Here is a 26739-nt window from a genome sequence, read left to right as displayed (position 1 = left end):
CCCTGCATCGTTAGTTGGCCGCCTCGTTGATAGTGCGCCTGATCTATATTCGGCCGATCGATGAGGCCTTGCGCTTTGGTGCGTACATCACGGCGCTTAGCAGCTTTTCGAAGCATTCTGATGTCGCTCAATCCTAACCCTATGTCCTTAGCCGACATTTGCCAATACCAGCGTTAATCGATGTAGACAATCTTCCTCCTGCTCGTTAGTCAGCGACAGACTGAGGTGGCTGGGCAGGTAGTGGTAAATGCAGATTTCGAAAAAGTGGTTCAACCGAGTCGATGCCGAACATGTTCGGGCAGCGAGTGAACGCGCAGGGCTTTTAGGCGATATCCTCTTTCCTGTCTCGCAGGCTATTGGAGAATTCCAAGGCAACCTAGAGCAGCTTACGACAACGGCTTTCATCACCTCGATCGATCGGTTGAAGGATGATGCACAGGCCGTCGTTGCAACACACGAATTCGAAGACGCTGGGTTTGAAGCGTTGCTAGTCATTCATGACCTGTTGACCCTCCGCATGCATTTGCTCACCGCTTACGAATGCAGACTCGCTGCGGAAAGGCTGATGCAGCGCCATACTGAGAAAGTGCTCGCCGCACCAAATTCCTGGTCCCGGCTGGGTCCGCTAGAGTTTTCGGTGTTGGCTTCGTGGATTGCGGAACGCGATGAGGGCGGATTGTCGTCACGCCTGAAGGCAGTTTACAAAGCGCTGACCCCGGACGTTTCGCGCGAAGCTAGGCCGGTATATCGAGGTTTTGCGTTGGCTACCGGCGATGTCGAGGCATATCGTGTGCAGTCAACGTCAACGATTTCTCCGATCGCCGATGCTGGATTCGCGGATTATCTACGCGGGAAAAGGATCGCTATTGTTGGCCCCGTAAACACGGGCGCTCGGAATGGAGAGGAAATCGAAGAATTCGACATCATAATCAGGTTCAACCACCATGACAATGCGAAATACGACCAGAAGTTTTTTGGCGGACGAACAGACGTATCTTACTACACTGACCCTGCGTTCAAGAAGCTCGTTGCAAAGCCGGGGGGCAAGCTTGGCGATCTGAAGTACGCAATTCCGCAGAATGCGTCGGAGGTTAGCAAGGACGCTGATCTGTCCGAATTGAAGGCCGTACTAAGGAGCCAGTACCGCCGATCCAACGGGATTTTCTTTAAGTCACACGGGAATGCTCTGCAGCGGACGTTGTTCGACATTATGCGCTTTGACGTTCAAGAGGTCCGCGCGTTCAACATGGACATGTGGGTGTCTTCACATGACCGAAACTATAAAGCCCGTCGGGCAACGATGGACCCACATATGTTCATCCATCACGACCTGATCGCAAATCTGTTGTTTACAAAGAACGCCGTCGCAAACGGGGTGATCACGGTGGACGACGTTTTGGCCAAGGTGTTGCTGATGAGGCCGAAAGACTACGTCACGCGCCTGGAGCTGATTCACGGCGAGAACTTTCGCGATCAACAGGATGCCGCGCTTAAATAGCTTCTGGTTGCGCGTCTCCGCCCGCGGGTAAGCCAGCCGAAGCCTCTACTGGATTTAGTGCTAGATCGCGAATTGATTGGAACATCGCCGCGGCCCGTTTGCGGTGCTTCGCCAAGAATTTGTCAATTTTCTCCAGTTCGATATCGGTGTACTCGAATTGCGAAAGATCTAGGTTTTTGAGTTCTTCTGGCGGCAGGATACGCCGCGTGTCGCCCAAAATATCTTTGAATAGCGATCTAATCTTTGGAGTGTTGGATTCGATCGCCACGACTGGTGTTTTGGACAGAATTGCCAAAGTGGCGCAGTGGAAGCGGCCGGTCACCGCATATCTATGCGTCTGTAGATGTTCGATGAAGGCAGCAGCCGGAGACACTGCCCATAGGCGAGCATCAAGGGCTTCTGGTCTTTTACCCTTGTGTACCATCGACAAGTACTCCCAACCATTGCGCTTCGACGCACCATCGAGAAGCTCGGTGATCGCAGGGATTGTACTGTCCGTAGCAATCACGCCGCGTCGACGGTGTCGACAGTCTTCCGGCGTTGCGCAAAGTGTGAGATCTTGCACAACATATCCAGTGTCAACACCCATGCGTGTCAGTATTCGTTGGCTTGCTTCGCTGCGCAGATAGATTGAGTTGTACGCCCGCAGGTGATGGGCATCCTCATCTTGCATAGCGTGCAGAGTTGTGTTGACCAGGACCGCTGGCACTCCCATTTGTCTGCGGGCAAACTCCGCCAACTGGACGAGCGACTGCGCCCGGCTGTTCCTGGCAGTGTGGTGGATGCTACCCTCGCCATTCACAACGACGATGTCGGGCCGGGGAAATTTGAGGAGGACGTCTCGGTCTTGCCGCCAGTCGCTGTTTACGGAGCGGGTCCAGATCGTTGCTATGCCGACGTACCGCAGTTGCTGCTTCAACTGCTCCATGACCAACTCGCAGCCGTAGTGTTTCGAGACTGAAGTGTCGTTGAATATGGCCGCTGTTAGTGGAGTCGCATCTGACGACCTCTTCATAGCGAAAAAGATCCGATCCTTGGAAGGAAGATACTTGAATATGTTATTGCCCATAGTCGCCACTGACCCATCTCTCGTGTGCTAACGGACGCGTCCTAACTGATCTGATACAGGCCGTAAATAGGCGCAGCGACGGGGCGTCTATCCCATTGCCGCGGTCTTGATGTGGTCGCCATTATCAGGGTAAGGAGAGGCTACTATTCGGAGCGCGAATTACATATGTCGCAGTCAGAAAATACCGGTAGCTTTCTCTTTCAGGCGACTCGAGACACTTATCTGAAGCGGACCGCACGCAAATCCTCGCATCTCTATAACATCGGCAAGGTTCCCGTCCGAAGAGGTGCTATCCTGGAATGCCATCGGGTTGTCGTTGGAAAGCGGCATCTTTTATTAGGGAATGCGCGGCTGGACGGCGTAGCCTTACGGGCGAGCCTGAAATTCGCATATAAGAGCCACTGGAAACCTCTTCCACAGTTAGCTGCCCCAAGTTCACAGCCAAAGCGTCATGCTTCTTCGTCGCGGCCCTTGTTGGAGCTCGACAGTAATTTTGTGCACTTCTACGAGGTAGATTCGCCGACACTTGTGGTCACATTCGACTACTTTGGCGCCACGGAATTGGCCTATAAACCGTGGGGTGGAAAATTCATCCAGGAGAATGGGTGGTCGCTGGTCGGTGTCACGTCGAAAAAAAAGAACTGGTTTAGGTCTCCAGATCTGCATGAATTTCTCATCGGGTTCAGGGATAGCGGCGGCTTTTCAGGTTACGACAAGGTGGTGTTTGCTGGTCCATCTATGGGTGGCTTTGGCGCCGGGGTATTTAGTGGGTTAAGCCGGGGGTCCGTAATTGTGACCACTAGCCCGCAAAGCACGTTGGACCCAAACCTAGTTCCGTTCGAGAAGCGCTATGATCGAGAGCATCGGTTGAACTGGAGTGGATTGTTTGCGGACGCCGCTGTGGAAAGCGCGTCCGCCTCGAAGATCTATGTCGCATATGACCCGCTTGTGATTCCCGACAAATTGCACGTCGACCGGTTGCCGCAGGTCAACCTGGTTCGTTTCGAAATTCCTCATTTGGGGCACACGATTGTATCGTCTCTTTTGAAGATGAACCTTCTCAAGGCATTCATGCGGAAAGGGATCGAAGGGACGTTGAGCGAGTCTTTCACTGATGACGCTCGTCGGCTCCGAAGATTGGACGAGAAATACTACCGAAACTTGATAAAGCATTTGGATCGAACTGGCAGGTCGGGACTAGCAGGACATGTTCGAACATTGTCGCGCTATTAGCTCGACTTGCAACCAGGAGTAAATGTCGTTTCCCATTATCATTTCCGTCCGCCGCTATCGCCTCAGTTTCGGAACTGTCTCTTCAATTAAAACCATGCCGCCTGACAACGCTTCCGGCGTATTTGCGCCTTGAGTGATGGCCAATGTGTAGACCTGGTTGCTTTTGGTGACCAGCAGCCCTTCGTTCTCAAGCCGTTTTGCCGCAACTCCCTGGGCTTTGAGTTCATCTAATACGCTTACTGGATCAGACACCTTGTCGCTCAATAGAGTGCCATCATGCGAAAACACCCTGATCCCGTACGCTGTCTTTTTGGGGTCGCGGCCCGCGATGAAATTGGATCCGTAGCTGCCGATGATTCCGTAATCCGAGATAGCAATGGCCTGCCTCTTAGGCTTGTCGTGCTGATCTCCAGGGGGATCTGTAAGCGTGAACGATCTTGTAGTTCTGAAGTCACTATTTAAGTTGGCGACGGCGCTTCGATTTTCTGTCTGGAGTTCCGCGACCCAACGACCATTTCGCATCGCGGACTGATAGTAGACCGGCGCTTTCGACTTTCGAACCCATCGCGGAGCGGACATTGGCGGCGGGATCTGGCTAACATCAAACGCCAAGAGATTGCCGCCGCGAGATTTCACCCACAGCATTGACGAACGGCCGTTGGCTGAAATGACGCATGTCTCACCGAGACCAGTTCCAACTTGAAAAAGGCTGATGAACTTGCCGTCGCGCCAATTATATACGCCGGCCCACTGGCTTCTATCGCCGTCCCCTCCGCGCGTCGCCATGATAATAAAAAGACGACTGTTCGAGTCATCTAGGCAGATCTGTTGTGGGTAAAGGTACTTCGCTCCGGACTTGTCGAGCACCTGTTCATTGTAAGGCGTCGTCAGGGGTAAGCTGAACTTTACAGTGCGATCATAAGCGAGGCCGGGACTGGAGGTCGATAACAGAAACACAGTCATTTTAAACAAAAAGCCCGCTTCTCGGAGGCGGGCCTTTTGAAACCTGATTTCGAACAACATATACAAACCTGTCTGGATAGAGGATGGGTTTGACCTACACCAAAACTACGTGGGCAAATCAAGTTAAGTTTTCACGTCAAGGTGCTCCATTTTAGGCCGGCCCACACGTCCATCGTTCCCGCGCGGGCATCAAAGAACCCGCTCACTACGGGCTGAATTCCAGTGACAACAAGGAGAAATCCATGGTTCGGGAAACCCTTCCCGGGGCGCCCTCGAACTTATGTTCGGGGCGGGGGCGGCTATTCGAATGCAAAGACCGACCCCCGCAATTTTTCTGAACGGCGTTCTGGCCTGGACGAAGTACCGCGTGACCGGAGCAATGCTTGCAGCGCATCGTCGTTGCGGCAAGCTGCGTTGCAACCCTGGCGACCTTAGGGAATGGATCGCCGTGAACATGGGGGCACGCGATCCACAGGCGGCCATCGGTTCGTTTTGCATAATTCTGAAGCCGATTCAGGAGACCAGCGTCGTGAACCTTCTAATCGCCTCGTACCGGTAGGCTGAAGGGTTGAAGGTGCCGACCGCTGCGACCTGTTTTGTTAAGACTTTCTGCAGCCCTTCAACTAATCCATTTTCACTGTTTGGGACAATCAGCCCATAATTATCGAGCAGCACTCCCCGATTGCCTGCAATGTCCGTTGCCACAACCGGGATATTTAGAATCATAGCCTCCAGAAGCACCATAGGCTGCCCTTCGTGATTGGAAGGGAGAACAAAGCATGTTGACCGTCTCATCGCGGGGAAGGCGTTCTGTCTGTGTCCGGCCAACAAAATTCGATCAGTTAAACCCATGTCCGAAATAGCATGGGCCAACGCACCCCGCAGCGGTCCGTCGCCTATAATGACGAGCTTAGCGTCTGCAAATTCGTCAGAGATCCGCGAAAAGGCCTTGATGAGTTTATGATGATCCTTCTCGGGCGACAGCCGGCCGACCGTAGTTAGTACGATTCTACTATCAAACCATGGATGAAGATCATCGTCTAGGCGCTCTTCACTTCTGGCGATTATCTTCTCGGCCGAGACAAGATTTGGGGACGCAACGAACTTGCTCGGATCGAGGTCGAATGCTGGGGACATTGCCGACCGGTTGTGATCCCGCAGAGTATCGCTAACGGATACGATCGCGTCAAAGTCTTTATAACTTCTGAAGAGATACTGCAGGGGCGGATTCTTTGTGTACCATTCCTGGTACATATCGTTATGCAGGTAAGCAATCTTCTTATCTGCGCCAGAATTTGCCAGAAGCATAGACCAAAAATAGTTGTAACCCTCGTAATGCACAACAGCATCGAAGTGGTTGTCACCAAATATGCGCTGAAATTCGTTTGAGTGCGCTTTATTCACAATTGACGATACAAGAGGATTGTCGATACTCTCCATCGTCAAAGCTTTGTTTACCAGCCATCTTTCCTCAGGCGACATGGGCATCGGGCCGACGCGCCCCAGAAGTTGTACGCTGGCAGGAAGCTTCGCGACTTCATTCAGCCGCTTCTCTTCACGCGCTATAGAGTCCGGGTCGAGCGCCAAGTAGTTGACGCCTCCTTGTGCATCCAGCGCCTCCCCCAGATTGATGAAGGAGGACGTGATGCCATTCGCCATAAATGGACCTGCATAAAAAAGAGTCCGCCTTGCGATACTCGCTGCTACCGGTACCTCATTGAAAAAATACTCGGCGACGCGCTTGCTCGCCTGTCCATCGTCGTCCGCGCAATAGTTGGAGATCGAGTCCTCATAAGCGGTTTTATTATCCTCATAAAAGTCTTTTCCGCTACGCAATGCGTTAAGGGACGATGCCAGCTCATCGATAGTCCGCACGACCTTTCCTGGCATATCGTGGATGTCCAGGCAAAAACCCCGATCCTTTGTGTATTCGTCGTAGTCATAGGCATAGTAGAATATCGGTTTGCGTAGCGGAATAAACTCAAAAAAGACAGAAGAGTAGTCTGTGACCAGAACGTCGGTTACTGCAAGAATTTCGTTTGTATCCAGGTCGGCTGGCGCGATTGTTACGCGGAGGTTCTGGGTGGATAAAGCTTTCTGCATCATCGAGTGGCCACGAAACACGATCGCATGGCCGCATTCGTTCAATGCCGCCAGATCACGCTTGATACGCGCCAGGTCCACCTTGATCTTTTTGTGCGTACCTCTCCAGGTCGGCGCATAGAACAAAATAGGCTTATCGCCTTCCACGTTAAGCATTTTCCGCGTCAATGCCTTCTGCTCCGGGGAAGCAACCAAAGTCATATCAGCTCGCGGATATCCGGTCTGCCGAATCTTGTGTTCAATAAGGCCCTTCACACCGAAGTCATCAGTTGTACTAGCAGTCGTGTGACTGTTGGGCGTGACCAAATGGGTAGCCTGCAAAAAGTTTCGGGCTCCGTTGACATGCTCCAAGAAGCGCCCGTTCATCTTGACGCCAAGCGTTTTCAGCGGAGTTCCATGCCAGGTATTCAGGTACTTCTGCTCGGGGCGACGGGTAAACCAATGTGGGAATGTGCTGTTGTTGATCAGGTGGCTTGCAGTGGCGAGATAACGCCGGTAGGCATCGCTCTCCTTCGCGATGATTATCACATTGCGCAAGTTTCGATACCCCGGCGGGACGGCCGACATATGGTTCACTGCCCAGACATGCTTCCAATCTGCAAAGGCAGGGTCGGTCAGCAAATGCCGAAAGATTGCAAAGGGATTGCAACTCATTGATAAGCCGCCGAATGATTCATATACGATCGTTCTTTCCTGAATCGGCGAGGACGATCGCAGGTAGGAGTAGTCTTCCAACTCGCGGCGATCTACCGATCGCCGAAAGATTACATGGTCCATCCCATGGTGCTGAGCATCAATGCGGGCTTCTAGCAGTGCAGCAACACCAGAAGGCAAGTCGCCGCTGCGGATCAAAGCGTAGCCCAACATTGTGTAATTGTGGATGTCGTGTACGCTGGACCTGGCGATGAGATGTCGATAAGCTGCCGCTGCGGTCGGCCAATCCTCATGCCGGATTGCAGACGAACCTACCTCTTGCAGTCCGGGGATCGAGAAGTCGCGGATCTCTTTAGGTGCACCGATGTTCGGGGGCGGAATAAGCCAATTTGGCTCAAAATCCCTATGCAGCGAATTGAGGAGCGCCGTTGCAGCTCCGGTCCAATCACGTTGGGCGGCCAATACGACGCCAAGGCGAAAGCGCCAGCCGCTATGATCACGAAGCTCTAGCGCTTCGCGGTACGAGGTTGCGGCTTCAGCGAAATTCTTCTGACGCTCATGAATGAACGCTAACCGAGCGGGCCAATGCGGTATACTCTTTAGCTCAATAGCTTTCTGATACCAATGCGCTGCATCATCCCACTGATAACAATAATCATATGCCTGGCCCGTGCGATAGTACAGCTCAGCGTCCGGTTTGGAAGCGACTGCCCGATCTCGATAGGACATGGCCGCATCATGCCAGCGCTGCGCTCGTTGGTGGATATGACCCACCCCAAACCGTTGAACATTACTATCGTCTGTTTCCCTTTCGGCCAAACGGCACTGCTCAGCGGCAGCGTCGTGCTCTCCCACTGACGCCAGAAGTAGACCAAACTCGCAATGCCAGACTGATTTGCCCGGTAGCTTGGTCACAGCCGCTTCGAATGCTTCAATCGCTTCTTCGTAGCGATTCATTTTTTGAGCGGCCACAGCGAGTCGGTGCAGCCTATACGCTGACGCTTTCCCCGAGGCTACCGCGTTCTGCATTGCCTGGAGTTGGAGCCATGGCCTTCTTTGCTTCTCATAAAGCATCGCCAATCTCTCCCAGAGTTTGGGATCGTTCGGGTCAAGTTGCGATGCCTTTTCGAGAGCATTGACAGCGGCTGCGGTCTGCCAGAGGCGCGCCATCCAACGTCCGCGGCTGTGATGTAGGGCTGCGCTATGTGGGAAGATGGACAGGAATGGCGTGTGAAGATTATCGATTGTTTTGGCGGCAATTTTGCTGAACTTTGTAGCGGCCTGGCCCGCCGGTGTGTTTTTGTTCCTTAGATAGTGTTTTTTCAGCCAACCGGCGATCAGTTTCATCTGCTTCGCAAATCCAATATTGACTGCAGTTGTGCGTAGCGCCCCGTTTAACGGGCCAGCGACGGCAGTTCAAGTCTCTATTGTTGAATACACCATGGCTGGCTGTGACTGGCTGTTGATTGCGCAACTTTGATGCCGCCCGCTGCACCGTCTCCCGGCTCATGAGGCGATGGCCGAAGAGTACCATAGTGAGTTGCTCATATTGAAGACCAGAGGCCAACTTGGAGCATGTGCGCATCGTCACCTTTCCCGCATAAGACGGCCTAAATCCCAGGGTGCAGTGACGACCGCAGGTTCTGGTACGTTCTTGCATTCTCCTTGGACAAAACTCCGAGCGGAACTACATCCCCCGGCAAGATCGGGGCCATCGCGTGTACCCTACACCGATCCGAGACATGGCAGTGCTGATCCACCGATTAGGCGCATTTGCGGCTGGAGTTCGGTGGTTGGTTATTCGCGTTTGCGCGGAAGGAATGGGTGACGCGTGCAGCGTTTCGGTTGTGCGAAGCGTTTTGCCCACACTGCCATTGCCGGCGGCCACCGCCGCAATGGAGGCTACCGGTATCATGTCGCGGTTTACGGAAACCCGTTGCTGACATGTCTGTCGCTTGCGAGCGCCAGCGGAATGCGGACCGGTTCCGCCAACCTAGGCCGGATGGCTGAACCGCGCGACACGGGCGTCCTTCGTCAAGGTGCGAAAAGCCGGGCCGCTGACGTGCACCAGTGTCCGATGATCTCCCCCCTCGAAGTAGACGTCGCCGCCGTTTTCCAGGCTCTCATCCAGAACAACCGGCACATCATAGGCCAGTCCGATCGGCGGGACGGCGCCTTCGTCGCAATCGGAGAAAAGCGCACTGACCTCCTCCTCCGAGGCGAGGCCAAGGCGTCGGTCCATGACCTCCTGCAAGGTGGTAAGCTCGATCCGGTGGGTGCTGGGAACCACCGCCAGGACGTAGCCCATCTCATGGTGCACGACCACGCTCTTGGCCAGTCTTCGTCCGGGGACATGGGCTGCCTGCGCAGACTGACTGGTGGTGGCGGTTCTGTGGTGCGCGACGGTATCGTATGCGACACCTTCGCGGTCGATGTAATCCTGAAGCTTCTTGGCGATCGTCATCGTAGGCGCCCCTTCTGCTTTCGTAGTGACGCGAAACGGGACCATTCTCCTCCCATCATCGGTGAAGTCAACGGCGAAAGGCGCGCCTTGGCCCCTCTCGCGGCCACCGCCATCTAGCCGCTGATCGCACTGACGGGGGGCAGATCATTTTCCCTCTGGCTCGGGCATTATCAGCCCCATGGCTCCAAATCTCGGAATGATGCAGTACACTTCTGCATCCAGATCCGTCGCGCACGGAAGGAGGGCGCCATGCAGGAAAAGTACTCGGGGACCTGCTTCTGCGGGGCAATTGAGATCGACGTGACCGGCGAACCGCTTGAGATGGGTTATTGTCACTGCAACTCCTGCCGGGCCTACTCCGGCGGCCCGCTCAGCGCCTATGCCCTGTGGCGGAGCGGGAATGTGAAGATAACGCGCGGCGCAGAGTTCATCGGCCGTTACAACAAATCGGGTATGAGCGACCGGCAGTTCTGCATGAAATGCGGCGGCCACATCATGTCCGCGCATCCCGACCTTGGCCTGACCGACGTGAGGGCCGCGGTCGTTCCAGGCCTCGCATTTGAGCCGACGGTGCATCTGAACTACATCGAATGCGTGCTGCCCGTGCGTGACGGCCTGGCGAAGCTAAAGGACTTTCCCGCCGAAGCCGGCGGGTCGGGCGAGACGGTGCCGGAGTGACTTTGGCACCAAGGGAGGAGCAACAGCCGCCGCCGTTGCCTGCCATTTTGCAACCATCACGCATGGTCGCGTCGATCAGACCCCGCATTGATAAGCTTGCCGGCGCAATCTAAAGTAAACATGGATATGGCGGCGGCATTTCCTGATGAGACTGTCTCCGACAGGAGGTCAAGACGGGAAAGCGCCCGGCCGTCGCCTGGCTCGGCAGAATCATTTTCGTGGACGTCGTGCAATGAGCAAGATCGCGGTGAAGCGCATATATGCCCCCTCCGATCCCGGCGACGGGATGCGGATACTCGTCGATCGGCTCTGGCCGCGTGGCATTTCAAAGGCGAAGGCGAACATCGACCTTTGGCTGAAGGACATTTCTCCCAGCGACGACCTTCGCAAGCGCTTCCACGCCAAGCCGGAAAGCTGGGACGCCTTTCGCAGCGCCTACGCGGAGGAACTGACGGGCGAAGCGGCGCAGGCGGCGGCAGCGGAACTGCGCGCCCTCCTCCGGAACGGCCCCGTCACCCTGCTCTTTGCCGCGCGGGACGAACGGCAAAACAATGCCGTCGCCCTGAAGGAATGGCTGCAACAGCACGTCTGAAGTTTTCTGGTTCCGCAAAGATCGCGCCGTTCAAGACAGCCGGGCGTGCACGGCGCATCGTTGTACGCCCCATTGATGGCGAACCTCGATGGCACGAGCATGCAGCGTGTCAATGAAATGTCGATTTCGAGAACAGGTTCAGGACAAGGACGCCGGCAATGATCAGGGCCAGCCCGATGACGGCGGCGAGATCGAGCGTCTGGCCGAAGACGAAGTACCCCACGAGCGAGATCAGGACGATGCCCAGCCCGCTCCAGATTGCATAGGCAATGCCGACGGGGACGTAGCGCAAACTCCAGGAGAGGAAATAGAAGGCGATCGCGTAGCACACGACCATCATCAGCGTCGGCATTGCGCGAGAAAAATGCTGCGCCGCTTGCATCGCCGACGTGCCGAGCACCTCGAACACAATCGCGACCACGAGGACCGAATAGACAAGGGAAAGGTTCATGACAACTCCGGCGCAGCGCACGAGGCAAAAGGGATATTCAGGATCGGGTGAGCTCGACCAGCCGATGCATCAGGTCCAGCTCGCGACCCGGATCGAGCGGGTGGCTTTCGAGCAGGGACGCGAGCCAGAGGCCGTCGGCGGCGAAGCGGACCAGTTCGCAATCGATCGACGAGTCCGTTCCGGCATGGAGTAGCGACTGGTCTTCCACCCAGCGGCGCCAGCGTTGGCGCAGGTGCGGCTCGCCAAGCAGTGCCATCGTCATTGCCTTCCAACGCTCCTCCTCGGCCATCCCGCCCAGCACGAAACACACTCTCAGATACGCCCTGGTAAAGCGGCCGCGCGGTTCGGGATCGTCGATCATCGCCTGACGGATCGCCGCATCCAAGCGGCCCATCAGGTCGTCGAGAAGCCCATCCAGCAAGGCGGCCTTGCTGGGGAAATGATGCAACAGACCGCCCTTGCTGACGCCCGCCGCCGCCGCGACCGCATCGAGGGTGACACCGGCCGCCCCCTTTTCGATGCAGAGTCCGGCCGCGACCCCCAGCAGCAGCTGGCGGACGGCTTCGGGTTGCTTCTTACGGTGATGTGCCGTTTTCATGAGCAAACATACCGTCTGGACGGTTTTAATTCAATTGCTTTGTTCAGCCATGCTGGTTGTTTCTGTTTGTCGAACCCGTGGCGATTCTCGACGATTCCTCGCACCGGTTCCGGTGCCGAGATTGCCCTCGCGCGTCCGCTGATCTATCTGTAAAGGCGAACGAAAGCAGCGGGAATGCCAGTGCAGGACGAGAAGCAGGAAGCGACGACAACGCTCTACGACGCAGTCGGCGGCGATGCCGCTGTGCGCGCGCTGACCAGCCGGTTCTACGAGCTGATGGACACGCTGCCCGAAGCCGCCGCCTGTCGCGCCATCCACCCGACAAGCCTCGCCGACAGCGAGGAGAAACTCTACGAGTACCTCACCGGCTGGCTTGGCGGCCCACCGCTCTACACCGACAAACGCGGCCATCCGATGCTGCGCCGCCGTCACTTTGTCGCGTCGATCGGGCAGGCCGAACGCGACGGCTGGCTCCTGTGCTTCACCCGGGCACTGGAGGAAACCGTTGCAAGCCAACAGTTACGAGCAATCGTTCTCGAGCCGGTGACGCGGCTGGCGCATCACATGGTCAACCAGGCATAGGACACGCCCCCGATGGCAGAATCAATCGCACGTTCAGCAACGCTGTTCTTCGCGGGCATCATTGGTGTGGCGGGGGTGGCGAGCGCGGCGCTGGCATCGCATGCAAGCGCCGATCCACGCCTGATGGCGGGTGCATCGGCGATGTGCCTTGCGCATGCTCCAGCCCTCGTCGCGCTCTACGCCGCCTGGCCGACCGTGCGCACGGCAGCCGTGGCCGCAATCCTTCTGGTCGTCGGAACGCTTCTCTTTGCCGGGGACCTCGCCATGCGGCATGCGGCGGGCCATGGCCTGTTTCCGATGTCGGCCCCAACCGGCGGCTTTCTGATGATGACCGGCTGGCTGACAGTCGCTGTCGGCGCGTTCCGCCATCGCACGACGACAGAATGAAGCGCGCAGACATCATTAAGCGGCTTGTCGTCCGCCCAGATCCGCCGCCACAGACCTAGCCCGTTTCGGGCAGGTCCTTGCGACGCTCCACCTGCACAGCGCGGCTTGGAAACGCGGTCACGTTGTCGCCGGTCTCCGTCTCCGCCTGAGCAACCGGGGCGAAAGGAATGTCCCGCGCCGGCGGGCGGGCCTCCCATACCGGAAACGTCGCGACGTTGGGATTTTCCGCCTGTAGGCGGCGCTCACGCATCAAGAGCGCATAGAGTTCCGGAACCAACCCATCGCCGTTTTGCGCGGCAAGCCTGTGCAGGCCGATCAACATGACGGCTCCCTGCCCCTCACCGCTCATTGGACAGGATTTCCCTCGCTGAGGTTCTGCAGGGCCCTCTCGAAACTGGACTTGCTGCCGTTGCGCAGCGGCACGAACGCCTTTTCCCATTTCTTGCAGCCCGTTTTCACCCGCAGACAGGCGTCGTGGCTGATGCAATCGATCGGGCAGAAGACGCAGTCGACCGAGGGCAGCACATTGTCGATGCGCGAAACCGCTTCGCGAAGGCCGCCATCGTGATGGATCAGGTTGGCGCCGAACGTGCTGGCAATCTGTCTGAGATGCGCCACCTGGCAATCGCGACCGCCGACATAGAGAAAGCTGCGTCCCTCGAGCGCCGATTTCGCCGACGCTTCCGCTTCGGCCGCGTTGCCGCCATCTGCGGGCTTCGCCTGCCGGTTCTGAATCGGCCGCCTGTCGATCTCGATGCTGCGCCGTTTCACCCGCGTAACCTCGACCGGGCGCGGCCCGCGTGGCTCGGCGACAGGCGGGCGCGGCATCTGCATGCCCTCCGCAGAACGGCTCGAAGCAAGGCGCGCCTTGAGCGAAGTCACCTCCTTTTCGAGCGCGGCGATACGAGCGTCACGCGCGGTAATCATCGCCCGCAGCACCGCTTCACGCTGTCCGTCCCTAGCTGTCTGCATGCGTCACTCCTCGAAACTTCTGATTGGTGGCGCGACCCTACAAAACATGACTTTGGGAGTAAAGTATAAACATGATTGTGTCCGTCATCTTTTTACAATGCCCGGCGCCCCCCCCCGGGGGAGGTCGGAAGCAGCACGGCGCGCCAATCCACTATCGTTCAAAGGGGCACGTTGAAGAGGGAAGAGCGGCCGGCGCGTTCCTGGCCACGGCATGGTCGCCACGTGATGGTAAATTTCGCCGAGGTGATGGTGATGACAAGACTGCCGCCGCGGCGCTGCCGGTCGGTGTTCTCACGGATGAAACCTGAAGGAAGTCTTTGATTGCGGAATGCACGTCGGCGGCTTGCTTGAAGAGGGAACTCCGTTCATTCTGCCTCAGACCACCTCGCCTGACGGCCTGACCTGCGCGCACAGGTGGAACCAGGGCGTCTCGTCGGCGTTGTGCTCGCAGAGCAAGGTTTTGCGTGCCAATCGGCAAGGAGAAAGCGAATGTCATCGGGAATGTTCTCGCGCGGTAAAGACCGCACCACATCGGAAACGGCCGAAAGCATCGAGGACCAGATCGCCGAACTGCGCGACCAGATTTCGGCGCTTGCCAAGGCCGTCGCCCGCGACGTTTCGGATGGTGCCGACGACGCGCGCAGCCGCTTTTCCGCGTTTCGCAAGCGCGCCGTGGATGCCCGCGACGACGCCGAGGCCAACCTTGAGGAACTGGTCGCCAGCGGCGAGGAGATTCTCGCCGAACTGTCGGAGAAGTATCGCGACGCCGGGCGCGAGATGCGCCGGACGGTCCGCGAACATCCGCTCGCAATGCTAGGCGCCGCAGCACTTGCCGGCTTCGTCATCGCCGCAATCCTTCGGCGTTGATCCATTTGCTTGCCTTCAGCCGGTAACAGTCTTTCGACCTCGCTGAGGAAGAGATCGGCTGGGGCTGGTGCGCATCGGCCCGAGAACAGGAGCGGCAATTCATGCATTCGATCGTAGCGGCCCTCGCCCAGAACCTGATTTTCAGGATCGAGGACAGGATAGAGGAGACCGTGGCTCGGTCGAAGCGCAACGCGATGTTTGCCGGAGCAGCAATCCTGCTGCTGCTGACAGCCTACGTCCTGGTGATCGCCGCCATCTGCGTGGCGCTTGCCAGCCACTATGGAACCGTCCCCGCCCTGCTCGGCCTTGCGGGCGGCGTGGCTACGATCGCACTGGTGCTGATCGCCATTCTCCTCTATCTCAACAACCGCGACGCCAAGCTGCGCCGGCACCGGCGAAAACAGATGCAGGCGCGCCGTCAACTTGCAGCGCTTGCCGCCGGAACCGCCGCGCGCCAGCCGCTGGCGACCGCAGCACTTGGGCTCGCCCTTGCGCTTTTTCTTAAGCCAGGGTCACGCGGGCGCCGGCGTCGGGACGACTAGGCTCTAGCTACAGCACAGACCGGTTCGAACGTCCGTCAATTTACTGCAGCGGCAGTCGAACGAGCGCCGTAAGCCCGCTTGGCAGAAATTCGAGATGCACGCTGCTTCCCAACACCTTGTCGAGGCTGCGCTCGATCAGCACGATGCCGAACCCGTAGCGCTTCGGCGGCTCGACCGGCGGTCCGCCGACTTCATGCCAGGTCATGTGCAGCACCGGCTTGCCCTCGTCCTCGACAATACGGGCGGTCACCACTAGCTTGCCGCCAGCGACCGACAAGGCACCATATTTTCGGGCGTTAGAGGCGAGTTCGTGCAACACAAGACCCAGGCCGATCGCCTGGTCCGGCCCCATCTGGACTTCATCCTTGTGGATTTCAACCTGCGCATCGAAGTCATCGACATAGGGCTTGATCTGCGCCTGCAGCAGTGCCGTAAGCCGAATGCCTCCCCACTCGTGGTCGCTCAGAAGACCGTGGGCCTCGGAGATCGCCTGCAGGCGACCGGCAAAGGCCTCCATGAAAGCGACCGGATCATTGGTTCGACGCAGCGTCTGGCGTGCGAGCGATTGCAGCATCGCGAGGGTGTTCTTCACGCGATGGTTCAGTTCGCGCAGCAGCAGGCGCATCCGTTCCGAGGCAATCTGTCCTTCCGTCACGTCGAGCGTGATGCCCAGAAACATCAGCGGTCGTTCTCCGTCCCACTCATGGACCCGACCCCGCCCCAGCAGCCAGCGCCCCGTCGCCCTCGCCCGAAACATGCCGTCGTATTCGGCGCCCGTCTGCAGCGCTCGACGCAAGCTTGCGATCGTCGCCTTCCTGTCCGCGGGATGGATCGCCGAAAAGACCCTGCGCGCGGTCAGCGGCGCTCCCGGCTTGAGGTCAAGCATCCGCATTAGCGGCGGATTGCCGACGACGGTCCCCGTCTTGAGGTTCCACAGCCAGCTTCCGACATTGGCCGCATCCAGGGCGGACGCCTGTCGCTGCTCCTCTCGCGCAATCGCCACGTTCGCGACCGCCCTCCGCCTCGCCTCCTCCTTGAGCAGGAGAAGCGTGCCGGCAAGCTTCGCAAACTGTTGCAAGTGCAGCAGCGCATCCTGCGGCCCGTCCGCGCGGGGAACGACGTCGAAGACGCAGACGCTTCCGATCGCCTGACCGAGATGCATGATCGGCGCCCCCGCATAGAAGCGCAAGCCGGCGCCGCCGGTTACACTGGGCAGTCTGGAGAAACGCCTGTCCTTCAGCGCGTTCCTGACGAGGAGCGGTGCGCAGGTCCCCGTCAACAGGTGTGCGCAGAAGGTGTCCCGCGCAGTTGCACTGATCTCGGTCATGCCTTTGCGCGCCAGAAACCATTGGGTGGCATCACCAATCAGGCTTACAAGTGCGATAGGCGCTGAAAAGAGCCCAGCCGCGAGATCTGCAATTCCGGTAAAGTCAGAATCCGGTCCCGCATAAGCGGGCAACGTCGCATCCACAGCGGCAAGCCGCTCGGGCGACGCAAGCGCGGCGGCGACAGACGGTGACGGCATGGCGCTGCCTATTGTTACGCCGGTCATTGACGCCCCACCCGCAGTTGCGGCGCGACGTCACCCCCGTCTCGGATGCCTGCATCTGTCACAACATTGTCCCCACTCACCAAGCTTGAAGCGTTCCGCCTGCCTAACATGCCGCGGTCCTTCCGGTTCGATTGCCGCGCCATTTGCTCCTTTTCGCATGTCTCTGACCCGATACCGCTTCCAGCTTTGGCAGAACGCTTCAGGACACGAAAGCCCGTGAGGTCAGCGGCGCCGAAACCGCATCCGGGCCGAATTCATCCTCATCGGTGATTTTCAGGATCTCCTGCAGTTTCTGCCTGGCCCGGTTCACGCGGCTCTTGATCGTGCCGAGCGCACAGCCGCTGATCTCCGCCGCCTCTTCATACGAAAGACCCGAGGCGCCGACGAGGACAATCGCTTCGCGTTGCTCGGCGGGAAGCTGCGCCAGCGCCTTCTGGAAATCGTGCATATCCAGCGCGCCGTACTGCGCAGGATGCTGAGCCAAGCTTTCCGTCAGCAGGCCGTCGCTGTCCTGCACCTCGCGGCCGCGCTTTCGCAGCTTGCTGTAGAGTTCGTTGCGCAGAATTGTGAACAACCAAGCCTTCATGTTCGTGCCCATCTCGAACTGCTCCTGCTTGGCCCAGGCCTTCAGGATCGTGTCCTGCACGAGATCGTCGGCCTCATGGTGGCGACCGACGAGGGAGATGGCGAATGCTCTGAGACTCGGCAGATTCGCGAGCAACTCTCGCTTGAAATTGGTGGCCTGTTCCATCTCGCTCACCGATCACCGTCTTCCAACTGCAGCTCGCTCAGTCTTTCGGCATCGTCGAGTTTCTCAAGAAGATCGAGAAACTGTTGGGGTACCGGCTCGCTCTCGATCGAGAGATAGAACGAGCGCAATTTATGCGCGATCTGGGCTTCGGCGCCGACCGGCATCGTCGGAGAATCTGGTTGTTGGCGTTGTGTCACGATCAGCATCTTTCAAAACACCTGAGAGTATTTCGCACAAAATGCGCGGCAACTAAAAAGGTTCCGTTTCCTGGGAACCCAAGAAGGCCGCGGGCGTTCATCGGTGACAGGTTAAATTCACAACACCAGGGGAGAGTTCCATGCCCATTTCCGATCGCATCCTGCCATACCTCCCAGGCCTTCGGCGGTATGCGCGCGCACTGACGGGCTCGCAGTCCTCTGGTGATGCATATGTGGCCGCCACACTGGAAGTGGCACTGTCCGATCCCCTGATCCTTCAGGGCGGTAATGATGGTGATGATGACCGTCTGTGCCTTTTCCGCCTGCTGTCGAGGATGATCGCAACGCTTCCCCTTTCGCTGAGCGTTTCGGTGCCTGTCCGCAGCGGCCCAGAGGCGCCGTTCGACTTCGCAGCTGTAGCTCCACAAGTCCGCCAGGCGCTGTTGCTGGTGACGATGGAGGGCTTCCCCACAACTCAGGCGGCGGCAATTCTCGAATTGGATGAGGCCGAAGTCTGCGACCTGCTCACTATCGCCTACCGCGAGATTGCGGCGCAGGCCGAAACCGGGATTATGATCATCGAGGACGAACCACTGATCGCGCTGGATCTGGCCGACATGATCACTGACATGGGCCATCACGTTACCGGCATCGCCCGCACCAAGGCCGAGGCAGAACAGCTCTGGGGCGACACCCTGCCCGGGCTGATCCTGGCGGACGTTAAGCTCGCCGACGGCAGTTCGGGCATCGATGCGGTCAATTCCATCCTGTCACGTACCGACCTGCCCGTGATCTTCGTGACCGCCTATCCGGAAAGACTGCTGACCGGCGAGCGGCCGGAACCGGCCTACCTCGTCAGCAAGCCGTTCCATCCCGAAACGATCAAGGTGCTCATCAACCAGGCATTGCTGTCAAACCAGTCGCAGCGGGCGGCCGCTTGAAGCAGACATCCAAAAAAAGCAGCAGCCAGTGCAGGGGGCACTGGCTGCTTGTTTTTCCGCGGCCGGAGGGGACACGGTCGCGGTCCTCTCACCGGCTTCAAGGGCCTCGCATTGGGGGAATGCGGGTGCCGGTGACATTGCCTAAAACACCGGTGTGGTGAAAAGGTTCCCGCTGTTGCAACTTTTCTTTTTGAGACCTCAGGCGATCCGTTCCAACTCGTCACGATGCCGATACATGGCCAAAAAGCGCCTGTACTCCCTGTCGTAAAGCGCGCGCTTTCGAGGATCAGGCAGATACTCAGTCCCTCCCGGGTACATGTGCTCACCCGCAGAGGCCAGGTTCGCATAGAGCCCGCCCGTGACCGCCGCAGCCATCGCCGTTCCCAGCAGCACCGCATCACTCGTCCGCGGCACCACGAGCTTGCAACCGGTCACGTCCTTGTAGATCTCCATCAAGAGCGGATTGCGAAGATGCCCGCCGGTCACATGCAACGCCTCAAGCGCGTAGCCGCCCTCGCCGAGCTTTTCGATGACGTGCCGAATGCCCAGAACGATGGCCAGGCAGGCTTTCCAATAGAGCCTGCACAATCCATCGAAGGAGCCGTCCAGCGAAAGGCCGCTGATGACGCCGAGCCCGTGCGGATCGGCTAGCGGCGAGCGGTTGCCATGGAAGTCCGGCAGAACGTGCAGGCGGGAAGCAAAGTCGTCCCCTTCCTTCTCTCGCAGTTCGCCGATCCGCGTCACGATGCGCTGATGGATAGCGGCAACCGGATCGCCGCCGGCACTATGCAGGCGGACGATGTGATCGAGCAGCGCACCCGTTGCCGACTGGCCGCCCTCCACCAGCCAGTGCCCGGGCAGAACCACTTCGTAGTATGGTCCCCACATGCCGAAACCGAACTTCTTTTCCCGCGACAGAGCCGCCACACAGCTCGAGGTTCCACCGATCAGCGCCAACTGGCGCTCCAGGCGCCCGCAGTCGCCGAGAAATCCACCAAGCACACCGAGCACCCCGGCATAGGCGTCAATCATCCCGGGGCCGACGACGCAGCCGGTATCGAGACCGAGCTCGGCGGCTGCCTGCGCGGTGAGCCGCCCGACCGCCGTGCCGACCGGCAGCGTTTCCTTTGGCAGGGATCCCCGCTCCCGCAGATCCTCAAGACCGATCTCGGCAAGAAAATCCTCGCACCAGCCGTCCTGTTCGTGCGCCATATAGTTCCACTTGGCCGTGATCGTGCAGCGCGACCGGCCCAGTGACCCGGTCGCCTTCCAGGTCATGAAGTCCGCGAGATCGAAGACATAGCCGACCTTGGTCCACTGTTGAGGCTGGTGGCGCTTCAACCACATCAGCTTCGGCATCTGCATTTCCGGAGACATCACCTTTCCGGAATGCGCAAGCAGCGGATGCCCGGTCGCCGTACAGAAATCGGCCTCTGCCAGCGCGCGATGGTCGAACCAGACGATCGTGTCCCAGCGCGGGTCCTTTCCGCCCGAAACGGCCAGAGGCCCTCCATCGCGATCCCGGACCACGAGGGAACATGTGGCGTCGAAGCCAAGGGCCGCGACCCGCCCTGCGCCAATGCCGGCCGCCTCGCGCGCTTCTCTCACCGCGATGCAGACGGCGCGCCAGATGTCCTCGGAATCGTGTTCCGCATGATTTTCGCACGGCTGGTTGATCGCGATGGGATGCTCAGCCCGCGCCAGCATCGCGCCACTTCGATCGAAGACGCCCGCACGGGCGCTCCCGGTCCCGATATCGACCGCAACGATCAGATCGCGCATGAATTCATGTTCCCGTCGGATATTCTTTTCGAACAAACTGGAGCAAATCCCGCATGTCGTCAAACAGGGCATCGGGTTGCAGACGGGAGAGAGATTGTCGATGGCGCTCGCCTTGCGCATGCGAGCCGCCGGCAAAGGCAAAGACCCGCATACCGGCCGCTTTCGCGGCCATCACGCCGGCCGGACTGTCCTCGATCACGGCGCAGGCATCGGGTGCAACTCCCATTGCCGCGCTGGCGTGGAGGAAAAGATCCGGCGCCGGCTTGCCGCGTTCCACCATCGAGGCGCTGAAGATATGCGGCTCGAACCGATCGAGCAGCCCGGTTACGGCAAGCGACAGCCGGATGCGTTCCGGCTGGCTGGAGGAGGCGACGCAGAACGGCACCGGCAGGGCTTCGACCGCGGCCCGGACACCATCGATCGGCTGCAACTCCTCGCGGAAGCGCGCATAGAGCGCCTTGCGCATGTTTTCCAGGAAATGGTCGTCGATCGCCAGGCCATAGTCCTCGTGCAGAATGTCCGACATGCTTTTGAGGCTTCTGCCGAGAAACCGGTCCGTGGCTTCATCTGCATCCATCGTCACACCGGCCGCGTCGAGGGCATCGACCAGAACCGCAAGGGAGATCGGCTCGCTATCGACGAGCACGCCATCGCAGTCGAAGATGATCAGGTCGATCGGACTTGCAGCCATGCTCTCCATTCCAGGCCGTTCGGCCGTCGAAAGCGGCCTGTTTCTTTCGTGCGGGCTTTGCGTTCAGTCTGCCAGACGGTCGTCGAGATAGAGCCGAAGCGTTGTGCGCGTTCCCTTTTCCCACAGCATTGTCAAAGCTTTGGCGAATCGCCGCCGGAACAGCTCGGAGGCGGCAACGTCACCGAATATGTCGGAGAGCGCAAGAAACACCGCCGGATCGTCCTTCGCCTTGACGGCTGCCGCATGCAGGCGGTCGGCGCTGGCATCGTTGAAGACGATGTTCTTGCCGCTGTCGGAGGTGCCGGCAAAGTAGCGGCACCACAAGGCCGACACGAGCGAAAGCCCGACGACGTCCTCACCGCGCCGCAATCGGTCGGCGGTCGACGGCAGGATGAATTTCGGCTGCCGGTTCGATCCGTCCTGGGCAAGGCGCGGAATCGTGTCGCCGATCTTAATGTTGGAGAAGCGCCTCTCGATCAGCTTGAAATAATCATCAAGGTCGGTGTCCGGCACTGGCGGGACGACCGGAATGATCTCTTCGCGTTCGAGTTTGGCGAGGAAGGCGCGGATATCGGCATCCTCCATGGCCTCGTGCACGAAGTGGATGTCGAGGAGTGCGGCGGGATAGGCGATCGCCGCGTGGCCGCCGTTGAGGATGCGGATCTTCATGTGCTCGTAGGGCGCCACGTCGGGCACGAACTGAACCCCCACCGTCTCGAGAGCAGGCCGTCCCAGCGGGAACTTGTCCTCCAGAACCCACTGCTTGAACTCCTCGCAAAAGACCGGCCATTGGTCCTCGATATCGTAGTCGTCCTTGACGATGCCGATCTCGCGCGGTCCGGTGGCCGGCGTGATCCGGTCGACCATGCCATTGGGGAAAGCCACGTTCACGTCGATCCAGTCGGCAAAGGCGGTATCCGAGAGACGCGCAAGTCCGGAAACAGCGGCATGCGTGACCTCGCCATTGCCGGGAATGTTGTCGCAGGACATGACGGTAAAGGGACGTGTCCCCCTTTCCTTGCGCGCCTTCAGTCCGGCGAGGATCAGTCCGAACACGGTCTTCGGATCGTCCGGATTCGCCCCATCGGCCTCGATCGCCGGATGGGCCGGGTTGAACACACCCGAGGCCGGATCGATGAAATAGCCGCCCTCGGTGATTGTCAGCGAGACAATGCGGATGGCTGGGTCGGCAAGCCGTGCGACGATGGCCGCCACATCGCCGGGCTTGAGATAGTCGATCATCGCACCGGTCACATGCGCGCCGGTGCGGTTGTTGTCCTGCTCGACAACCGTCGTCAGGAAGTCCTGGCTTTCGAGCTTTACCCGCATCGTCTCGTCGGATGGAAGCACGCCGGCGCCAACGATGGCCCAGTCGTGGTCGCGGCCGGCGTTGAACAGCGCGTCGAGATAGACCGCCTGGTGCGCCCGGTGGAAATTGCCGACGCCGAAATGTACGATCCCCGCCGCCAATGCGGATCGCGGATAGGATGGCACGCCTGCGGTCTTCTTCACCTGTTCCAGGTTGGCGAGCGACAGTTTGGTCGTCATAATCTCTTCCTTCCGGGTCCCAGCGGCAAGGCCGCTTCCCGTTCATGCAATTTGCAGCGTGCAGCAATGCTGCGGGCACCCCGCAGCGTTTCCTTCGTTTGCCTCAATCGACCCGAGCGGCGCAGCAGAGCCTCAACTCATCCAGTTGCCGCCGTCGACGTTGTAGGTCTGGGCGACGACGTAATCGCTTTCGGCAGAGGCGAGGAAAATCGCCATGCCGGTCAAATCCGCGGCCGTCCCCATCCGCCCGAACGGCACCTCCTGCCCGACCAGCCGCTTCTTCTCACCGAGCGGCCGGTTCTCGTATTTGGCAAACAGCGCATCGACCCCGTCCCAGTGTTCGCCGTCGACGACGCCGGGGGCGATCGCGTTGACGTTGATGCGGTGCTTGATGAGGTTGAGGCCCGCCGATTGGGTGAGGCTGATGACGGCCGCCTTCGTGGCGCAGTAGACCGCCACAAGCGCCTCGCCGCGCCGTCCCGCCTGGCTTGCCATGTTGATGATCTTGCCGCCGCGCCCCTGCGCGATCATCTGTTTCGCCACCGCCTGCAGGGTGAAGAGCGTGCCGGCGACGTTGATGGAAAACAGCCGCTCGTAGCTCTCTCGCGTGATCTCGACGATCGGTGCGAGATCGAACAGGGCAGCGTTGTTGACGAGGATGTCGATGCCGCCCGCCTCCTTCACGCAAGCCGCAATGGCATTGTCGATCGAGGGCTGGCCGGTGACGTCCATCTCCACGGCATAGGCAGCGGCGCCGATGTCGGCTGCGGTCTGCCGCGCGCGTTCGATGTTAATGTCGGCAATCGCCACGCGGGCACCTTCGCGCACGTATGCTTCGGCGAACGCGCGTCCAATCCCCCTCGCCGAACCGGTGATCAGGGCGCTCTTCCCGTCCAGTCTCTTCATCTGATCGCCAGTCCTTCCTCGTTGAAACGGTGCACGCGCCCTTCCTGCGGGCTGAGATACACCTGGTCGCCATGCCTGACGGGGAAGTCACCACCGACGCGCGCCGTCAGCGTCCCCACGCCATCGACGGCCACGTGCAGGAAGGTGTCGGATCCGAGATGCTCGGCGACCCCGACCGTGCCGCGCCAGGCGCCGGTCGAGGTGGAAAGATCGATATGCTCCGGCCGCACCCCCACGGTGTGCGCGCTGTATCTCCTGGCGATTTCGCCGGTGATGAGGTTCATTTTCGGCGAACCGATAAAGCCGGCAACGAAGAGGTTTGCGGGCCGGCGATAAAGCTCCAGCGGCGAGCCGACCTGCTCGACATTACCCTTGTTGAGCACGACGATCTTGTCGGCCATAGTCATGGCCTCGACCTGGTCATGGGTGACGTAGACCATCGTCGTCTTCAGCTGCTGGTGCAGTTGGCTGATCTCGAGACGCATGTTGACGCGCAGCGCCGCGTCGAGGTTTGACAGCGGCTCATCGAACAGAAACGCCGCCGGCTGGCGCACGATCGCCCGGCCGATCGCCACCCGCTGGCGCTGGCCACCCGAAAGCTGCCGCGGCTTACGGTCGAGATAGTCGGTGAGGTTCAGGACGCGGGCGGCGTCCTCCACCTTGCGATCGATCGCACTTTTGTCTTCGCCGGCCATCTTCAGCGGGAAGGCAATGTTCGAGCGCACGCTCATATGCGGATAGAGCGCGTAGGACTGGAACACCATCGACAGCCGTCGCTTGGCCGGCGGAAGGTCGGTGGCATCCTTGCCGTCGATGACGATCTGTCCGCCGGACACATCCTCAAGGCCGGCGATCAGCCGCAACAGCGTGGACTTGCCGCAGCCGGAGGGGCCGACGAAGACGACGAACTCACCGTTTTCGATAGCCAGGTCGATGGACGGGATGACGTTGTGGGCACCGAAGACCTTCGACACATTCTTGAGCGTTATGCTTCCCATTGTTCTTGTTCCCTATTTGACTGCGCCGAAGGTGAGGCCGCGCACCAGCTGCTTCTGCGAGAACCAGCCGAGGATGAGAATCGGGGCGATCGCCATCGTCGAAGCGGCCGAGAGCTTCGCGTAGAAAAGCCCCTCGGGACTTGAATAGGAGGCAATGAACGCCGTCAGCGGTGCGGCCTTTGATGCCGTCAGGTTGAGTGTCCAGAACGCCTCGTTCCAGGCGAGAATGATGTTGAGCAGGAGCGTGGAGGCGATCCCCGGCACCGCCATCGGCGTCAGCACGTAGACGATCTCCTTGGCAAGCGAGGCGCCATCCATGCGGGCCGCTTCGAGGATCTCGCCCGGTATTTCCTTGAAGTAGGTGTAGAGCATCCAGATGATGATCGGCAGGTTGATCAGCGTCAGGATCATGACGAGGCCGATGCGCGTATCGAGCAAGCCGGTGTTGCGAAACAGCAGATACATTGGCACCAGCACGCCCACCGCCGGCATCATCTTGGTGGAAAGCATCCACATCAGCACATCCTTGGTCTTCGGCGTCGGCGCAAAGGCCATGGCCCAGGCGGCGGGAATGGCGATGAGCAGACCCAGGAGCGTCGAGCCGAACGAGATCACCACCGAGTTCATGAAGTGCTTGAAGTAGTCGGAACGAACCTGGACCTCGCGGTAGTTCTCGAAGGTCCAATCGAAGAACACGAGGGACGGCGGCGAGGCAATCGCCTCGGCCTCGGTCTTGAAGCTCGTCAGGACCGTCCAGAGGATCGGGAAGAAGATCAGGACGCCGATCGTCCAGGCGACGACCGTGTTGACGATCTTGCGTTGGCTGGAAACGGTGCGGGCCATGGTTTCACGCCTCCAGGGTCTTGCCGATCATGCGCATCAGGAAGAATGCGACGATGTTGGCGAGGATGACGGCGATGATGCCGCCGGCGGACGCACCGCCCACGTCGAACTGCAGCAGCGCCTGCGCATAGACGAGGAAGGTCAGGTTCGTGCTCTGCGTGCCAGGCCCGCCGTTGGTGGTGACGAGGATTTCGGCAAAGACCGAGAGCAGGAAGATCGTCTGGATCAGGATGACGACGGTAATGGCGCGCGACAGGTGCGGCAGCGTCAGATAGACAAAGCGCGACCAGGCGCCGGCACCGTCCATCTGCGCCGCTTCCTTCTGTTCTTCATCCAGCGACTGCAGCGCCGTCAGCAGGATGAGCGTCGCGAACGGCAACCATTGCCAGGCGACGATCAGGATGATCGACATCAGCGGTGCATTGTTGAGGAAGTCGAACGGCTGCAGGCCGACAGACTTCGCCAGGTAGGCAAACAGCCCGTTGACGGGGTTCATGAACATGTTCTTCCAGACCAGCGCCGCCACCGTCGGCATGATCAGGAACGGCGCGATCACCAGGATGCGCACGATCCCCTGCCCGAACATCGGCTGATCGAGCAGGAGCGCCAGTCCAATGCCGCCGAGCACCGTGATGAAGAGGACACCAAGTACGATGGCAAGCGTGTTGAAGATCGCCTGGAAAAACGCAGGATCAGTCAGGAAGTACCTGTAGTTATCGAGGCCCGCCCACTCCTCCATGCCAGGCATCAGCAGATTGTAGCGCAGGAAGGAGAAGTAGACCGTCATCGCCAGCGGCACGACCATCCAGGCAAGCAAAAGCAACACCGAGGGCGCCATCATCAGGCGGGCGGCGGATCGGGTGTGGAGTGTCGCCAT

The 26739-nt window shown here is 59.3% G+C and carries 26 protein-coding genes and 1 pseudogene; 9 read left to right on the top strand and 18 right to left on the bottom strand.

The window, feature by feature from the left end; genetic code table 11:
• Positions 1–247: 247 nt before the first annotated feature.
• Positions 248–1498 (top strand): hypothetical protein, encoded by a 1251-nt coding sequence (locus tag AC1DDS_RS15630; protein ID WP_477479744.1) that lies wholly within the window; start codon positions 248–250, stop codon positions 1496–1498.
• On the opposite strand, the gene AC1DDS_RS15625 is transcribed toward AC1DDS_RS15630, so the two are convergent.
• Entirely contained in the window at positions 1491–2513 is a 1023-nt protein-coding gene (locus AC1DDS_RS15625) for a polysaccharide pyruvyl transferase family protein (RefSeq protein ID WP_477479913.1), read from the bottom strand. The two genes, AC1DDS_RS15630 and AC1DDS_RS15625, sit on opposite strands and share 8 nt — an antisense overlap.
• A gap of 219 nt (positions 2514–2732) precedes the next feature.
• Here AC1DDS_RS15625 and AC1DDS_RS15620 point away from each other — a divergent pair, with 219 nt between their 5' ends.
• A complete protein-coding gene (locus AC1DDS_RS15620) occupies positions 2733–3800 on the top strand; it encodes a hypothetical protein (protein ID WP_477479743.1) in 1068 nt (355 codons plus the stop codon).
• Between the two features lie 54 nt (positions 3801–3854).
• Here AC1DDS_RS15620 and AC1DDS_RS15615 read toward each other — a convergent pair whose 3' ends face one another.
• From AC1DDS_RS15615 to AC1DDS_RS15605, 3 genes are all read right to left on the bottom strand, one after another.
• Positions 3855–4823 (bottom strand): hypothetical protein, encoded by a 969-nt coding sequence (locus AC1DDS_RS15615; RefSeq protein ID WP_477479742.1) that lies wholly within the window; start codon positions 4821–4823, stop codon positions 3855–3857.
• 453 nt (positions 4824–5276) lie between these two features.
• The gene (locus AC1DDS_RS15610; protein WP_477479741.1) at positions 5277–8867 is read right to left on the bottom strand and encodes a CDP-glycerol glycerophosphotransferase family protein; all 3591 of its coding nucleotides are present in this window, start codon (positions 8865–8867) and stop codon (positions 5277–5279) included.
• Positions 8868–9513: 646 nt separating this feature from the next.
• Entirely contained in the window at positions 9514–9984 is a 471-nt protein-coding gene (locus AC1DDS_RS15605) for an aminoacyl-tRNA deacylase (protein WP_477479740.1), read from the bottom strand.
• 249 nt (positions 9985–10233) lie between these two features.
• Between AC1DDS_RS15605 and AC1DDS_RS15600 the strand changes: the two genes are divergently transcribed.
• A complete protein-coding gene (locus AC1DDS_RS15600; protein WP_477479739.1) occupies positions 10234–10662 on the top strand; it encodes a GFA family protein in 429 nt (142 codons plus the stop codon).
• Between the two features lie 232 nt (positions 10663–10894).
• Positions 10895–11254: a DUF488 domain-containing protein gene (locus tag AC1DDS_RS15595; RefSeq protein ID WP_310419110.1), complete on the top strand. Its 360-nt coding sequence runs from the start codon at positions 10895–10897 to the stop codon at positions 11252–11254.
• 109 nt (positions 11255–11363) lie between these two features.
• Here the strand turns inward: AC1DDS_RS15595 and AC1DDS_RS15590 are convergent, their stop codons facing one another.
• Positions 11364–11705 carry a DMT family transporter gene (locus tag AC1DDS_RS15590; RefSeq protein WP_310419108.1) on the bottom strand — a complete coding sequence of 114 codons (342 nt, stop codon included), beginning with the start codon at positions 11703–11705 and terminating at the stop codon, positions 11364–11366.
• Between the two features lie 37 nt (positions 11706–11742).
• Entirely contained in the window at positions 11743–12303 is a 561-nt protein-coding gene (locus tag AC1DDS_RS15585; RefSeq protein ID WP_477479738.1) for a TetR/AcrR family transcriptional regulator, read from the bottom strand.
• Between the two features lie 174 nt (positions 12304–12477).
• Here AC1DDS_RS15585 and AC1DDS_RS15580 point away from each other — a divergent pair, with 174 nt between their 5' ends.
• Together AC1DDS_RS15580 and AC1DDS_RS15575 are read left to right on the top strand one after the other, a co-directional pair.
• Complete coding sequence (locus tag AC1DDS_RS15580; RefSeq protein ID WP_477479737.1) at positions 12478–12885, top strand: group II truncated hemoglobin; 408 nt, start codon at positions 12478–12480, stop codon at positions 12883–12885.
• Between the two features lie 12 nt (positions 12886–12897).
• Complete coding sequence (locus tag AC1DDS_RS15575) at positions 12898–13272, top strand: DUF423 domain-containing protein (protein ID WP_477479736.1); 375 nt, start codon at positions 12898–12900, stop codon at positions 13270–13272.
• 55 nt (positions 13273–13327) lie between these two features.
• On the opposite strand, the gene AC1DDS_RS15570 is transcribed toward AC1DDS_RS15575, so the two are convergent.
• Both AC1DDS_RS15570 and AC1DDS_RS15565 read right to left on the bottom strand, forming a co-directional pair.
• Entirely contained in the window at positions 13328–13594 is a 267-nt protein-coding gene (locus AC1DDS_RS15570; RefSeq protein ID WP_477479735.1) for a hypothetical protein, read from the bottom strand.
• Positions 13595–13617: 23 nt separating this feature from the next.
• A pseudogene (locus AC1DDS_RS15565) lies at positions 13618–13941 on the bottom strand (DUF2325 domain-containing protein); the annotation flags it as partial.
• Between the two features lie 792 nt (positions 13942–14733).
• On the opposite strand from AC1DDS_RS15565, the gene AC1DDS_RS15560 reads away from it, so the two are divergent.
• Positions 14734–15111 carry a hypothetical protein gene (locus AC1DDS_RS15560; protein ID WP_477479734.1) on the top strand — a complete coding sequence of 126 codons (378 nt, stop codon included), beginning with the start codon at positions 14734–14736 and terminating at the stop codon, positions 15109–15111.
• A 101-nt stretch (positions 15112–15212) separates the two neighbouring features.
• Complete coding sequence (locus AC1DDS_RS15555) at positions 15213–15653, top strand: hypothetical protein (protein ID WP_477479733.1); 441 nt, start codon at positions 15213–15215, stop codon at positions 15651–15653.
• Between the two features lie 40 nt (positions 15654–15693).
• Here AC1DDS_RS15555 and AC1DDS_RS15550 read toward each other — a convergent pair whose 3' ends face one another.
• The 3 genes from AC1DDS_RS15550 to AC1DDS_RS15540 form a co-directional block, all read right to left on the bottom strand.
• Complete coding sequence (locus AC1DDS_RS15550) at positions 15694–17178, bottom strand: sensor histidine kinase (RefSeq protein WP_477479912.1); 1485 nt, start codon at positions 17176–17178, stop codon at positions 15694–15696.
• 226 nt (positions 17179–17404) lie between these two features.
• Positions 17405–17956 (bottom strand): RNA polymerase sigma factor, encoded by a 552-nt coding sequence (locus tag AC1DDS_RS15545; RefSeq protein ID WP_477479911.1) that lies wholly within the window; start codon positions 17954–17956, stop codon positions 17405–17407.
• Between the two features lie 5 nt (positions 17957–17961).
• A complete protein-coding gene (locus tag AC1DDS_RS15540) occupies positions 17962–18162 on the bottom strand; it encodes a NepR family anti-sigma factor (protein WP_405030230.1) in 201 nt (66 codons plus the stop codon).
• 131 nt (positions 18163–18293) lie between these two features.
• Here AC1DDS_RS15540 and AC1DDS_RS15535 point away from each other — a divergent pair, with 131 nt between their 5' ends.
• Positions 18294–19094 carry a response regulator gene (locus tag AC1DDS_RS15535; protein ID WP_477479732.1) on the top strand — a complete coding sequence of 267 codons (801 nt, stop codon included), beginning with the start codon at positions 18294–18296 and terminating at the stop codon, positions 19092–19094.
• A 198-nt stretch (positions 19095–19292) separates the two neighbouring features.
• On the opposite strand, the gene AC1DDS_RS15530 is transcribed toward AC1DDS_RS15535, so the two are convergent.
• From AC1DDS_RS15530 to AC1DDS_RS15500, 7 genes are all read right to left on the bottom strand, one after another.
• Entirely contained in the window at positions 19293–20876 is a 1584-nt protein-coding gene (locus tag AC1DDS_RS15530; RefSeq protein ID WP_477479731.1) for an FGGY-family carbohydrate kinase, read from the bottom strand.
• A gap of 4 nt (positions 20877–20880) precedes the next feature.
• Positions 20881–21567: an HAD family hydrolase gene (locus tag AC1DDS_RS15525; protein WP_477479730.1), complete on the bottom strand. Its 687-nt coding sequence runs from the start codon at positions 21565–21567 to the stop codon at positions 20881–20883.
• A gap of 63 nt (positions 21568–21630) precedes the next feature.
• A complete protein-coding gene (locus tag AC1DDS_RS15520; RefSeq protein ID WP_477479729.1) occupies positions 21631–23115 on the bottom strand; it encodes a mannitol dehydrogenase family protein in 1485 nt (494 codons plus the stop codon).
• Between the two features lie 132 nt (positions 23116–23247).
• The gene (locus AC1DDS_RS15515; protein WP_477479728.1) at positions 23248–24021 is read right to left on the bottom strand and encodes an L-iditol 2-dehydrogenase; all 774 of its coding nucleotides are present in this window, start codon (positions 24019–24021) and stop codon (positions 23248–23250) included.
• Complete coding sequence (locus AC1DDS_RS15510; protein ID WP_477479727.1) at positions 24018–25019, bottom strand: ABC transporter ATP-binding protein; 1002 nt, start codon at positions 25017–25019, stop codon at positions 24018–24020. The genes AC1DDS_RS15515 and AC1DDS_RS15510 overlap by 4 nt, the downstream gene beginning before the upstream one ends.
• 12 nt (positions 25020–25031) lie before the next feature.
• Positions 25032–25862, bottom strand: a complete 831-nt coding sequence (locus AC1DDS_RS15505) for a carbohydrate ABC transporter permease (protein WP_477479726.1) — start codon at positions 25860–25862, stop codon at positions 25032–25034.
• 4 nt (positions 25863–25866) lie between these two features.
• Positions 25867–26739 (bottom strand): carbohydrate ABC transporter permease, encoded by an 873-nt coding sequence (locus AC1DDS_RS15500; RefSeq protein WP_477479725.1) that lies wholly within the window; start codon positions 26737–26739, stop codon positions 25867–25869.

The organism is Mycoplana sp. 10N416 (genome assembly GCF_056394765.1).
This window is presented reverse-complemented; position numbering and strand designations above follow the sequence as displayed.